Origin of the sequence: Alkalimonas collagenimarina, assembly GCF_030717845.1 — a bacterium.
Taxonomy (GTDB): Bacteria; Pseudomonadota; Gammaproteobacteria; order Enterobacterales; family Alteromonadaceae; genus Alkalimonas; species Alkalimonas collagenimarina.
In genome coordinates this window covers 65,588-79,370 of record NZ_JAUZVZ010000007.1, presented here as the reverse complement: position 1 = coordinate 79,370, position 13,783 = coordinate 65,588, and the positions used below count along the sequence as shown (strand labels likewise).

Annotated in this window: 8 protein-coding genes; 1 reads left to right on the top strand and 7 read right to left on the bottom strand. The window is 50.1% G+C overall.

Going from position 1 to position 13,783, the window contains the following annotated elements; genetic code table 11:
* The first annotated feature begins 1 nt into the window (after nucleotide 1).
* A complete protein-coding gene (locus Q3O60_RS06430; RefSeq protein WP_305893082.1) occupies nucleotides 2-3,172 on the top strand; it encodes an ExeM/NucH family extracellular endonuclease in 3,171 nt (1,056 codons plus the stop codon).
* Between the two features lie 73 nt (nucleotides 3,173-3,245).
* On the opposite strand, the gene Q3O60_RS06425 is transcribed toward Q3O60_RS06430, so the two are convergent.
* The 7 genes from Q3O60_RS06425 to Q3O60_RS06395 form a co-directional block, all read right to left on the bottom strand.
* Complete coding sequence (locus Q3O60_RS06425; protein WP_305893081.1) at nucleotides 3,246-6,338, bottom strand: ATP-binding protein; 3,093 nt, start codon at nucleotides 6,336-6,338, stop codon at nucleotides 3,246-3,248.
* Nucleotides 6,339-6,423: 85 nt separating this feature from the next.
* A complete protein-coding gene (locus Q3O60_RS06420; protein WP_305893080.1) occupies nucleotides 6,424-7,749 on the bottom strand; it encodes a sugar MFS transporter in 1,326 nt (441 codons plus the stop codon).
* A complete protein-coding gene (gene nagA, locus Q3O60_RS06415) occupies nucleotides 7,746-8,912 on the bottom strand; it encodes an N-acetylglucosamine-6-phosphate deacetylase (RefSeq protein ID WP_305893079.1) in 1,167 nt (388 codons plus the stop codon). Before nagA ends, Q3O60_RS06420 begins: the two co-directional genes overlap by 4 nt.
* Nucleotides 8,902-9,837 (bottom strand): ROK family protein, encoded by a 936-nt coding sequence (locus Q3O60_RS06410; RefSeq protein ID WP_305893078.1) that lies wholly within the window; start codon nucleotides 9,835-9,837, stop codon nucleotides 8,902-8,904. The genes nagA and Q3O60_RS06410 overlap by 11 nt, the downstream gene beginning before the upstream one ends.
* 10 nt (nucleotides 9,838-9,847) lie before the next feature.
* A complete protein-coding gene (locus tag Q3O60_RS06405) occupies nucleotides 9,848-11,002 on the bottom strand; it encodes an SIS domain-containing protein (protein ID WP_305893077.1) in 1,155 nt (384 codons plus the stop codon).
* Nucleotide 11,003: 1 nt separating this feature from the next.
* Entirely contained in the window at nucleotides 11,004-12,305 is a 1,302-nt protein-coding gene (locus Q3O60_RS06400) for a D-tagatose-bisphosphate aldolase, class II, non-catalytic subunit (protein ID WP_305893076.1), read from the bottom strand.
* A gap of 100 nt (nucleotides 12,306-12,405) precedes the next feature.
* A complete protein-coding gene (locus Q3O60_RS06395; RefSeq protein ID WP_305893075.1) occupies nucleotides 12,406-13,776 on the bottom strand; it encodes a Gfo/Idh/MocA family oxidoreductase in 1,371 nt (456 codons plus the stop codon).
* Nucleotides 13,777-13,783: the final 7 nt, after the last annotated feature.

The following is a 13,783-nucleotide window of genomic DNA, read 5'->3' as shown; positions in this document are numbered from 1 at the left end:
AATGAAACAACTACTCGCACTGGTGCTTTTACTCTGCACCTTTGGCTTGTGGGCGCAAACTCCAATCGCCTACTGGTCACAAAACTTTAATGAGTTGCCAGATGGCAGCTTCGGCTTTAGCCCGGACTCTTTTCCACAACAACCCGATGTCGGAAATGGCGTTATTTACTTATCTGACTTCAATGAAGATACGACTGCCACTGGTAGCTATCTGACGATTCAGTCATTTGCAGGCACTACCATCAATGCCCAACCAGGCTATGCTGCGGGTGGCAGCTTGTCCGTGCAAGGCGGCCCGGCCACCAGCAATAATGGTGCAGCCATCGTGTTGTCCGTAAGTAGCTCCGGCTACCAAGACCTGCAACTCAGCTGGGCGCAACGTGGCACCGCTACCGGTTTTAATGAACGTCGCATAAGTTGGTCGCTCGACGGCGAGAGTTTCACTGAGTTTGCAGTCGATTCAGGTGCACTAGGCAGTAGTTTCCAACTACGTAGCTACGACTTTTCCGGCGTATCAGACCTTAATAACCAAGATATGGTTTACTTTCGCATTACGCTGGATGGCGCCAGCAATGCTACTGGCAATAACCGCTTTGATAATCTGTTAATCACTGGCGTACTCAGTGCCGATGCCGATCGCATTACGATGTACCAACGCGACTTTGCCAGCAACCCATTTGAAAAAGGTTGGCAGCAGTGGAGCCTTCAGGGTGAGCAGCAATGGGAATGGGATGGTGGCTTTAACAACGTCAGCTTTTCTGGTTTTGTCGATGGCAGCTGCAGTGCCAATGACAGCTGGCTGGTCTCACCAGCCTTTGATGTCGATAACCAAACTGATGAGCGACTGGCTGTCGATATTGCACGCGGCTTTGCCGGAGTAAACAATCTGGATATTTACTACTCCACTCAATTTGATGGTGCAGGTTTAAATCCTGCTGACTGGGTGTTGTTAACTAGCATCAGCCCTGATGATTTTAATAGTAACAATGTACCGGTGCGTTTTGATGGCTTTGAGCAACTGGCGGCTTTGAACGGTCAGGTGCATCTGGCACTTCGCTATCAGTTTGACAGCGGCAACTGCAGTACCTGGCGCCTTTCTGCGCTTCAACTCACCGCAGAAAATCCGATTGAATCAGCCCCTTTTGCTTGTGACAATCCAGTCACTCGTATTCATCAGGTACAAGGTTCCGGCTTCCAGAGCCCGCTTCAAGGTGCAGAAGTGCAATTGCAAGCCGTCGTCACTGCGGTATTCCAACAAACCGACAACGGTGGTTTAGGGGGCTTTTATCTGCAAGAGAAAGATCAAAATCAGGACAACAACCCTGCCACATCCGAGGGTATTTTTGTCTACGACAATGGCTTTGGTGTGCCAGTGCAACCGGGTGATTTGGTGCGGGTACGCGGCACTGTCGCCGAATTTTTTGAAGAAACGCAACTGTCCAGTGTGAATGAACTGGCAGTCTGCGATAGCAATCGCCTGCATATGGTCAGCCCGGCCACTCTGGAGCTACCAGCAGGCAACTTCGCAGAGCTCGAAGCCATCGCTGGTATGTGGCTACAGACAGCCGATGATTTAACCGTAACCGATGTCTTTAATGCAGTTCGCTTTGGTGAGTTTACCGTCTCCAATGGCCGCTTGTACAATCCAACCCAGGTGGTGGCACCAGGAGCTGAAGCACAGGCGATGATGGCCAGCAACCGACTAAATCGTATTATTATTGATAACGGCCTGACCGGCGTCAATCGCCAGCCGTTTATCATCGGTGAAGACGGTGTTTCCGAAATTTCAGCATCCAATCCAATCCGCAATGGCTACGTATTGCAAGCTGGTTTGGGAGGCGTGATGAGCTATGCCTTTGGCACTTATCGTATTCGCCATGTAGAGACACCACAATTTATCACCAGCAGCAACCCAAGAACGGACTCTCCACATCTGGATGAGCATGGTGATATCAAGGTAGCTACTTTTAATGTCGAAAATTTGTTTACCACTTTCGATCTACCAGGCAATAGCTGTGGTCCTAATGAGCTCGGCTGTCGTGGTGCCCGTTCAGAGCAGGAGTTGGTACGTCAATTGGATAAACTGGTGCCGGCCATTTTGGCACTGGATGCCGATGTGCTGGCATTGATTGAAATTGAAAACGATGCCGATGACTCCACGCTACAGCAGCTGGTGACCGCACTGAACGATGCTGGCAATGCCAACGATTGGAGCTATGTAGTCACCGGATGGCTTGGAACCGATGCCATTAAACCAGCTTTCATTTACCGTAACAGTCAGGTAAACCTGCATGGTGATTTTGCTGTACTGGACTCCAGTGTTGACCCTGACTTTGATACGTCTCGTCAGCGACCAGCTCTGGCACAAAGCTTTGTAACAGAACAAGGCGCGGTGTTTACGACTATTGCAGTGCATTTACGAGCTAAGTCGTGTGGCAATGCCAGTGGTGTCAATGCCGACCAAGGCGATGGCCAGGGCTGTTGGAATGACTGGCGCACCAAATCAGCCGAGGCGATGTTGCGTTGGTTAGAGAGTGATCCAACCAACTCTGGTAACAGCGATATCATGATACTGGGCGACTTTAACGCCTATGCCAAAGAAGATCCATTAGCAGCGATGGAAGCAGCTGGCTATGTGAATCTGGCAGTACAGAGCAACGATGATGATTACCGTGTGTACAGCTACACCTTTATGGGCGAGTCTGGTAGCCTGGACCACGCCTTTGCCAGCCCAAGCTTAGCCGCAAAAGTGTTGCAAGCATCATCCTGGTTCATCAACTCGGATGAAATTCCTGCCTTTAACTACAGCGAGGGGCCACTGCCTGGTGGTTTGGAAAAACCAGACAACTTCTACCAGGCAGATCCATTCCGTACCTCGGATCACGATCCCTTGCTGATTGCTCTGCAGCTGACAACAGCTCAGCCACCACTGGAAGCTACTCTGGAGCTGATCCGGGTCAACCAAGGGCGTTCAGGAGCGACCTTAGTGCAACTTCGCTGGAGCAGTCAGCAGACAGGCTTAACCTTGTACCGTGATGAAAGCCCAGTCACCACGTTAAGTCGACCAGGCCGGTACAATGATCAATTTAAAACCAATGCATCAAGCGCCACCTATACGCTTTGTGCAGATGCAACAGGACAGTGTACAGAGCCACTGACAGTTTCGTTCTAACTGCCATGAAAGATAGATAGCATGCCGCTCAGGAAACTGAGCGGCATTTATGTATGCATTCAGGTTCAAATGATCACGTGGATTGAGCTGCAGCAATCTGTTCTTCGAGCACAGCCAGCATCTCAGGATCTATCTCGGCATCGGCTTTGAGCTTATGCTCTATACTTGCTGCTTGCTGCGAAATGGAGTCCAGACCAAAGCTGCCCGCTGTGCCTTTGATTTTGTGCAGTAAGTCCAATGCTGCTCTTCGCTCTTCTGCTTTGAGAAAATCCGTAAGTTGCTGGTATTGTGCAGGCAGTTGGGCAATATACTGCTGCCGTAGTTGAGTGATCATGGCTGTCGAAGACATGGTTGCCGCCACCTCAGCCGTGCTAGCCGGGCCAGACTGTTGACTCTCTGCTAATAACCTCTGCACCGTTTGGTATAGATGAGATCGACGAATGGGCTTGGTCAGCACCTCACTACAGCCAGCCTGTAAAAAAACGGCTTTATCCTCCGGTAGTACATCGGCCGTTAATGCCACAATAGGAGCATCAAACCCGCTAGCACGAAGCTGACGCGTTGCTTCCATACCATCCATCACCGGCATATTCATATCCATCAACACCAGATCAACCTCATGTGCCTGACATTGTTCTAAAGCCTGCTGGCCGTTCTCAGCTTCAATAATAGTCAGACCAGTCAGTTCCATGAGCCCAACCACCAAGCGTCGAATGTCAGGAACATCATCAACCACCAGTAACTTACCTATCAATGTCGGAAGAACATCAGCATCAAGCACATCCTGAACCTGGCTCCGCTCGGCGGAGTCAGGCTCAATGACAGGCAACTCTAAAATAAAGCGACTGCCTTCACCCATAACACTGCTGACTGATAACTCCCCTTGCAACAACTCCGCCAGCTGGTAACTAATATGCAAGCCAAGACCCGTGCCGCCATATTGCCGGCTGGTGCTGCCATCGGCTTGTTCAAAAGCGCTAAATACGGTTTCGAGCTGCTCCAGGCTCATACCAATACCAGTATCTATCACGCTAATTTGCATCCGATGTGTTGAGGTTAACGACACCAGCACCTCAATACCGCCTTGCTCGGTAAACTTGATGGCATTACCAAGCAAGTTAAGCATGATCTGACGTAACCGTAATGGATCGGTGAGTACACGATCGGGTAAAGCATCATCCAACTGCAACGAAAGCGAGAGCTGTTTGAGCTCGGCTTGCTTTTGCATATCACGGCAAACTTCCTGCAGCATAGCCGTTATAGCGACTGGCTCAAGCCCGACGGCCATTTTACCTTCATCCAATTTTGCTGCATCAAGAATGTCGTTCACCAGATCCAATAAATACATACTATTACGAAGGATTGTATTGATTTGCTCAAGCTCTGTGTTCGTCCACTTTGTTTCGTTCAGTCTTGCTTGCTGAAGCAACTGTTCGCTGTATCCAATGATCGCCGTCAATGGAGTACGAAGTTCGTGGCTCATGGTGGCCAAAAAGCGAGACTTGACTCCAGCTAACTCCGTCGCCCTGTCACGCTCAGCAGCCAGCTCTTCGGTGCGGCTTTTCACTCGACTTTCCAGACTAGCATTGAGCTCCTCCAAGGTATAGCCAGCCTGATGCAAACGTAACGCCATAGCATTGTATTCATCAACCAGTTGCTGAAACTCAATGGCAGTCGCTTTTTGTGAAATATCGCAATAAGGTGCTTCAGATTGCAGTTCAAACCGCTTCATCGACTCAATGAGTTGCTGCAGTGGCTGAATGAAAAAGCGGACAAAACGATAGGCTGACTGATTCAACAACCACAACGCCAACATAGCCAGTCCAATCACGAGCAGTGTGAGACCATTGTAAATCATTAAATGAGTGTCGAGATGATAGCGCAAAATCATCAACCAGCCTTCATCCGTCTGATAGTGTCGCAAAATAGCAGAGCCGAGCTGATTCAGAGGAATCGCATCGATCGGTGTCAACCAAGAGCGGTTAAATACCGTTTCACCGGCTATGTAATCAGCCACAGATATATCGAGCCATCGACCAAAACTATCCGATGGTGGTGTAGCCCAGACTTGATGGTCCTGATTATCGAGCAACACCGCCCAAATACGATCGGGTATCATCTCTGGTTGCAGATCAACAACGGACGACAACATGACAGAAGCCTGTACAATACCTGCAAACTCTTGCTGTTCATTTAACAGCGGTGCACTTACAGCAAACAATAAGTTTTCGCCTATACCCCGCCCCTGAAATACATCACTGACAAAAGTCCCTGCAGGTTTCAGTTGCAACTGCTGAAAATAAGGCCGGTCGGCTACATTGACGCCACTGATCTGACGCGACTCCCCACGCAAACGATAATCCAGCACATCGCCAGATGCGTCCGTGACTGCAGCAGAAATAAAATGAGGCTGTAACCAGAGCACATGCTGAAGCAACTCAGCATCTGGTTGCTGCTGATAACTCCAGGCCAGTTGCTGCAACGTATCTCGATAGCGCAATAATTGCTGAGAACTATGAGCAGAAAACCGCTCTTCGAAACGAATGAGTTGATTGTGATGGCGGGCTAAGTCCATGCCAACAAACACATGCAAAGCGGCTGAGATCAATACCAATGTTGGAGCTGCAGAAAAGACCGTGATCCGGCCCGCAAGTTGCTCTGCCAGATGCTGCCGCTGTTGCTGCTTTGAACTTACCACTACATTCAAAATCAATTGCGCTCCAATCAAGGTCAAGGCTCCCGTACTGACGAGCACCAAAACATTCAGCAAGACCTGAGCCGGGCTCATTTGCAACCAAATGCCATAATAGAGCAATAAAAATGGAGCGAGAGTACCCCAGCAGATGAAAAATAGAAGTTTGATGTGTCGAAAGCCCAGCCACCAACCAAGCATGATCAAGCTGAATTCAGCAACGCTGAGCCACATATAGCCTGAGCCCCAGCAAGGCAGCGTGACCAGTGCCAAACTGGCCACTCCCCAGAAGGGTCCTAATCGCAGCAGGATCACCAGAAACGCGGTATTGCCTAAAAGCAGTGGCGCTACGTAGGGCAAGTCCAGAGCCAAAAGGTTGGCAATAAGACCAACTGAGCAGATGTAACTGAAAAACCACAGTTGACGCCAACTGAACGACCAATACTGGGCAAGTGAGGTATAAGCTACAATCAAGCGACTATCCAAGGAGTTATTTACTCGTTAGTATAGTCGCAATCATACGTATGGGTGAAAATCAAAGCATTGATTTCTCAATAGCTTACTTCCATGATTTAATCTTGTGTCCTTTGATGGCATAAAAGAAAATGAAACCATAACAAGGCAGTAGCATCCAATAAGCAGACTGACTGTTACCACTGCTGTGGGCTAAATAGCCATACACTAAGGGTAATAATGCCCCACCGGCAATACCCATGATCAATAATGCGGAGCCAGTGGCAGTCAAACGTCCAAGGCCATGCAAAGCAAGCGGCCATACTGCAGGCCAGACTAACGCATTGGCAAAACCGAGTAAGGCCAAAAACAACACTGAATCAGGCACCGGCGGAACCCCAAGCCAACCCAACAGGATGACTGATAACGACGTGCTATCCGTCGATGAAAACAGAATACCGAGCGTAAACACCACCCCAACTAAGGCGGATCCCTGCAGGGCATGCTCTTGAGACAAATAACGCGGAATCAACAGAACGCCCAATACATAACCAAGTACCATAAACGCCATGGTGTAGGATGTCAGTATGCCAAAATGAGGCACTCCCACACCCTGACCATACAGACCAATGCTATCTCCAGCGATGACTTCTACGCCGACATAGACAAACAAAGCAATAACCCCCAACACCAACTGAGGATGCTGCCAAATGGCTTTCCAATCGTTGCTGCCGGAGTCAACCTCGCTCACTCCAGCCTCGTGCAAATCTGGCTCAGGCAAGCGAGAAAAATACACAAACGCCATCAAAGCCAACAATGCACCTGCCATGTACAAATAAGGCACCACCAAACGATTGGACAGTTCATTTAACTGCACTGCACGTTCTGCTGGGCTTAAAAGTGCCAATGCCTCATCACTAAATTGATCCATACCAGTTAGGATCCATGCGGCAAAAATCAGGGGCACAATAAAACCAGCCCCTTTATTTACAATCCCCATGATACTGATCCGCATAGCCGCGCTCTCGCGGGGCCCAATACAGACAATGTAGGGGTTCGCTGCAGTTTGTAAAATGGTTAAACCGGTACCTAAGACAAAGAGTGCGAGCAAAAAGAACGCATAATGCGCGCTCTGGGCCGCAGGTATGAACATCAAGGATCCAAGCACCATAATACCTAAGCCAATCACCATACCGTGGCGATAACCAACACGATTTAGCAAGGTCGACATGGGGAGTGCCGTTACGACATAAGCAATGTAGAAAGCAAACGCAACCAGTAAGGCCTGAAATTCATTCAGTTCGCAAACGATCCGCAAAAAAGGGATCAAGGCACCATTGAGCCACGTGACAAAACCAAATACAAAGAACAATATACCAATCAGTAGCATAGGAAAAAAACTACTGCGCGTACTTACTGCTTGTACTGTCATGCATCACCTGTATAGTTCGTATTAACATAAAAGGGTTGCCCTTGAACCCAACTGCCCTGCACTTCAGCATCATCATCCAACCAGACGATATCAGCTTGTTTACCCAGCGCAAGACTGCCACGTTGCCCGGCACAGTTCAGAAAATCAGCGGGATACCCCGATGCCATGGCGATGGCTTCTGATAGCGCCACCCCCAGTTGTTGCCGCGCATTACGAACAGCGGACATCATATCCAGCACTGAGCCTGCTAAAGAGCCGGATGGATCCGTCAATCGAGTTCCCTGCCGCACTACTTTGCCCTGAAAAAATGCAAACTCTTGCTGGTCAGTACCCACCGGCGACATGGCATCTGTCACCAGCATCAGCTTCCCCTTTGCTTTGGCTTGGTAAGCCAACAAAGCCGCTAATGGGTGTACATGGTGCCCATCCAAAATAATGCCACACCAGCTGGATGCATCGACCAGGGCGGTCCCCACCATACCGGGCTCACGTGATTGCAAAGGCGACATGCCATTGTATAAATGGGTAAAGCCAGTGGCTCCAGCGGTTAAAGCCGCCTGGACGGTCGCACTATCGGCATTAGAGTGCCCTAAACAAACATGTACGCCTGCAGCCACCAGTTCTGCTATTAATTCAGGCGCCACCATCTCAGGAGCCAAAGTCACGACTTTGATACCGAGATCGTGTCGCTGATACAACTGCCATTCGGCATCCGAAAGTTGCCTGATATGCGCAGGGGGATGCACGCCCTTTTTAGCCAGTGATAGATGCGGCCCTTCAAAATGAATACCGATAACGCCCGCCTCTTGCTCTGCAAGCGCTGAGGCGATGGTGTCTGCGGCTTGCTGCATCACCTCAATAGAATCGGTGATCACTGTTGGCAACATAGCGGTGGTACCAAAGCGGGCATGAGCCTGCAACATAGTCCGCAGCGCTTCTCTGGTAGGCTGTTGATTAAAGAGCACCCCGCCGCCGCCATTCACTTGCACATCAATTAAACCGGGGATCAAGCTGCCATGCGACAAGGTGTGCACAGGCAGATCTGCTTGCGGCTGCTGCTCTATGGCGGTAATACGACCCCGTTCAATCCGAACAAAAACATGACGTTGCCAACCCGTGTCAGTCAGTACGCGTGGGGCGCTAAGATAAAAGTTAACCAACATGAATATGAGCTCCCAATAAAGCAGCACCACGCTTACCACTGGCTGCACCTAATTCAGCCACACAGATAACCGGTAGCTCGATACCACGAAACAAATGAGGCGTAATGGCTGCGGGCACCGCCTCAACGATTTCAGCGATATCGGATAAACCACCACCCAAGACTATCGCGTCTGGATCGTAAGCCAGAATCTGTGCCGCCAATACCGCACCCAATGCATCCATATAGGCAGAAAAGGTCTGTTTTGCTGCAGTATCGCCCGCCCGAAACTGCTCAAGCCACTGATAAGTGCTTTGCGGTTGACCGCGATACGGGTCATCGTTTAGTAGACAAAAATGATGATACAGTCGCTCTAAACCGCGACCTGAAACGTAGGCTTCAGCGCAGCCTTCTAAACCACAGCCACAACGAAACATCGGCAACTGATGGTTTTGCAGCACCCGCGCAGCCACACTCTGATGACCGAACTCACCAATAAGCTGCTGACGACCCTGCTTGATTTCACCATCGACACAGAGCCCACCACCACAGCCGGTGCCGATAATCACACCAAGCACCCGCTGAAATGGACGCCCGGCGCCAAATACCGCCTCCGATAACACAAAACAACGGCAATCATTACCAAAAGCAACTGGTCGCTGCAGACGCTGCTGCAAATCGTCACCAACGAACTTACCATTTAAACAAGGCACATTACTGGATACCACCTGACCGGCAGCCGTCATAATGCCCGGCAAGGCAATTCCAAGGCTTGCTTTCTGTCCACTGACTTGGTCTGCATGAGCAATCTGTTGGCCAAGCACTTGCAAAAAAATGCCGTAGTCCGTGGTCGGCGTTGCCACCCGCCATTGCTTCAGCAGTTGAAAGTCATCATCAAACATAGCCAGCTCGATTTTGGTGCCACCGATATCGATACCATAATGCATAGTGTCTGGCCTATTTCGTCAGTAGGGGGTAAATATGAACGCCCTGCACCACCCGGTTGACCATGCCAGAAGGACACGGGTTATCCGGTGATACCTGCAATTCAATCGCTTTGTAAAAAGCCAATGCCTGACCACAGATAGCATACGGAAAACATAACCAGATATCCTCATCGGGCATCTTCTCAGCGGCCAACAACTCAGAGCAAAGCTGCACCGATAAAGCCTGTTGGTCTTGGCACAACTCATGATGTAAATCTAAATCGTAGCGACGGCTATAGGGCTGCTGCGCATCCAGCACCACAATCTGCGTGTGGGCATCAACCAAAGATTTTGGCCCATGACGAAAGCCAAGTGAGGTCTCATAAAAGCTGGTGAGCTTACCTGCAGTCAGCTCAAGATATTTTAATGCCAACTCCCTCGCTACCGCTTGCAATGGTCCTGAGCCAAGAAAAACCATGCGCTGACAGGGTTGCTGCGCCCACTGCCGCAATACAGAAACTTTTTGCTGCAGTAACAATGTGCTTTGTTCAATCATGCGAATAACCGGTTCTGATTGAGCACCGAATAACAACAAAGTCGCCAGCATCATGCAGCTGTAACTGCTGGTCATGGCAAAGCTTTGATCATGTGAACCATCAGGCATCAGCCAAAGTCGTGCTTGCTTATCCTGTTGTGCCATTTGTGCCAGCTCGCCATCTGCGTTGCAACTAATCACCAAGTGATGGCTGCGCGGGTGCAGCTGTTTCACCAAATCGGCTGCAGCCACGCTTTCCGGGCTATTGCCAGAGCGCGCATAAGAAATCAGCAGAACAGGAGCATCACCCGCCAAATAGAGTTCAGGGTGGCTGACCAAATCTGTGGTTGCTATCGATTGTGCCTGCTGACCGCTCGCTAGTCTCGATTGCACATAAGCCGACAGCGCCTGACCAATATAGGCAGAGGTTCCAGCCCCTGTAAAAATGATTCGTACATTGGCCTGTTGCAAAATGGTGGAAAGCCAGCCTTGCAGCACCGCCCCCTTTTCTTCAAACTCTGCCAGCAAACCTGTCCATAAAGCTGGTTGTTGTGAAATCTCTTTTGCAGTTGCCAAAGCGCCAGCGGCGCTTAATTCAGCTTCGGTCACCCCAAGATACTGTGCCTCACATGCGTTTATCGCAGCCGTCATGTTAGTTGCTCCTTAATTCATGTTGATACCCACATGCTTGAGCATAGCGTGTGAGCACCCGTTGTATATGTTGGATCACCCGATCTTCAGCTGACCATTGCAACTCACCTGCTTGTTCCGGCAATGCTTGCTGAGGTAAGTATTGATGCAACAAGGGCTGCGGGATCCGGGTGCTAGCCAAATTGCTGAATAATTGCTGCACAGCGCTTTGCAATTCTGGCTGTGGCCAGTAATACCGGATGCGATCGCTGTAACTAAACAACTGCAGGTACTGCAGCTCCTGCCCAGTTGCCACATAAAAACGTTGCCAGTACACTGGGTGCTTATTCATTTGTTCAAGGCATCTATTGATCAAGTCGGAGCATTGCTCAGCAGGAACCAGCTGTTGCTCAATATGAGCCAGCGCAAACAAGGCTTCGCGCAGAGCAAAGGTTAATTGTGGCCCGACTTTTAAGATAGCGAAGTGTCCCCGAACTAAATCTATGTAAGCGGAATCTGTCTGGTAGTCGGTCGAGTGCGCTTCATAAACCAGCCCATACTCTTGCTGAATAAAGTGGCTCAGCTCTCTGGCGTGCTCAGGTTGAAAGGGGTGTACTGCATCATTATCAAATTCCACACCAGGTTGAACCACCACAGCAATCACCCGAGACCATACATCGTCCGATAACCCCTGTTGACTAAACGCTTCTCGATGCACAGCAATCGTTGTGGCAACATCGTCCACTGAGGTCACCTGCAAGCTGGTTTCCAGCTCTGACACCCCACCCGGTGGTGGCACTTCGGTACCCACCACATACAACAACTGACCGGCAAAACCATGCTGCGCAGCCGTTCGCTCCGCAACCTGACACAAACGGGCCGCACGCTTAGCAACCACCTCATCCGGCAAGACGGTTGGATCGTCCGAACAGCCCATACTGGTATCAAGATGGATCTTGCTAAAACCAGCAGAAACATAAGAAGCAATCAGCTCCTCCGATTTTTGCATGGCTTGCTCAGCTGATTCACTTTGCCAGCAGACAGGTCCGAGATGATCACCACCAAACAACAACTGGTCAGAATCTACCCCTTCCTCAGCAGCCAGCTCAGTAACAAAAGCGATAAAATCAGCTGGCTTCATACCAGTGTATCCACCGAATTGGTTGACCTGATTAGCGGTTGCTTCAATCAATAGCTGGCTTTGGTCTTGTTTTGCCTGACGCAGTGCAGCTTTAATGACCAATGGGTGAGCCGAACAGACCGAATAAATCCCCTGCTGCTGACCCGATTTATTGGCAGCAAGACGCAAGCGTAACTGTTGCATGACATCCTCTTAATACTCGAAGGAAAGAAAAAAGCCGGAGCAGCGGGCCCCGGCAAAGGGCGCTAAAACAATGGATAGCTCATATTACTGGCATAGAGAACTAACTAATGATGCCAAGTGGAGTGCCAGTTTCCCAGGCACCGCGGGTGAAATCAGGTACATCTTGAGAGTTACCGCGATCGGCCACCGAAGCGATGGATAATGGCAGTACGACCGACCAGGCGGCACCATCATAGACATCTTGATCCAACGGCTCGCCATTACGCAAACAATAGATCATCCGCCAGCACATCAGGAAATCCATACCACCATGCCCGCCCTGCTTCTCAGCTTCGCGGCCCATTCGCGCCCAGAGTGGGTGATCATACTTTTGATACCAGTTTTCCATATCGTAGTCCCAATGATGGAAGTCTTTACTCCCGCCATGCTCAAGCGCAATTCGATTTGGGAAGCCAGCAAAGACACCGTTGGTCCCCTGGATTAAATTATGCCGGCTGTATGGCCGAGGCGTAGTGGTATCATGCTGCACCATAATGGTCCGTCCCTTGACCGTTTTGATGATGCTGGTATTCATATCGCCATGGGTGTAATTCAACTGATTGCGTGGGTGATCTGCAGGAAACTCACGTTTGGCGTAGGCGGCACGCCCCAGAGCCGGAGAGCTCATAGAGGTCAGGTAATCGAAGCGATCACCACGATTGATATTCATGTATTGCGATACTGGCCCCAAGCCATGGGTCGGGTAGATATTGCCATTGTGGGTGGTATGGTAATGGGTGCGCCATGAGCCGGTTTTGCGATCCATTTGCTTCATTTGAAAACGTAGCTCGTGGATGTAAGCAGCTTCTGCATGCAACAGCTCGCCAAATAAACCCTGTCGAACCATGTTCAACACCATCAACTCATCACGACCATAGTTGACATTTTCCATCATCATGCAGTTCAGCTGAGTTTTTTCTGAGGTATCGACCAAATCCCACATTTCAGCAACCGTCAATGCCAGCGGCACTTCAACAAAGGCATGCTTGCCTGCCAGCATGGTGTCTTTAGCCATGGGGTGATGCCATTCCCAGGGTGTTGAGATAATAACGATATCAATATCATCACGGGTCAACATGTCGCGATAAGAGTAAGGATGCTCGCCATACAAGGCTGGTTTTTCACCCCCCAAAGACGTCACGATATCGGCGGCACGATCCAGTACCTTCGGGTCGGTATCGCACACTGCGGTGACCACAGCTCCATCGATATGGCAAAAATGGCGGACAAAGCCCACGCCCCGTTCACCAACGCCGATTAATCCAACCCGAACGGTCTCCATTTTAGGGGCAACCAACCCCATCACCGATTTACCTTTGGCTGATGGTGTGTAAGCGCCTCTAGCTTGACTGGTACTGCATGCAGACACTGCGCCCAGTGCTGCGGTTGCCATAGTCGCCTTTAAAAAAGACCGCCGATTCAGTTTGGACATCGTAAAG

What these genes read in the sequence shown, in the direction of transcription:
- Q3O60_RS06430 (WP_305893082.1), top strand. Translation starts at nt 2, where the DNA reads ATGAAACAACTACTCGCACTGGTGCTTTTACTCTGCACCTTTGGCTTG.
- Q3O60_RS06420 (WP_305893080.1), bottom strand. Translation starts at nt 7,749, where the DNA reads ATGACAGTACAAGCAGTAAGTACGCGCAGTAGTTTTTTTCCTATGCTA.
- nagA (WP_305893079.1), bottom strand. Translation starts at nt 8,912, where the DNA reads ATGTTGGTTAACTTTTATCTTAGCGCCCCACGCGTACTGACTGACACG.
- Q3O60_RS06410 (WP_305893078.1), bottom strand. Translation starts at nt 9,837, where the DNA reads ATGCATTATGGTATCGATATCGGTGGCACCAAAATCGAGCTGGCTATG.
- Q3O60_RS06405 (WP_305893077.1), bottom strand. Translation starts at nt 11,002, where the DNA reads ATGACGGCTGCGATAAACGCATGTGAGGCACAGTATCTTGGGGTGACC.
- Q3O60_RS06400 (WP_305893076.1), bottom strand. Translation starts at nt 12,305, where the DNA reads ATGCAACAGTTACGCTTGCGTCTTGCTGCCAATAAATCGGGTCAGCAG.
- Q3O60_RS06395 (WP_305893075.1), bottom strand. Translation starts at nt 13,776, where the DNA reads ATGTCCAAACTGAATCGGCGGTCTTTTTTAAAGGCGACTATGGCAACC.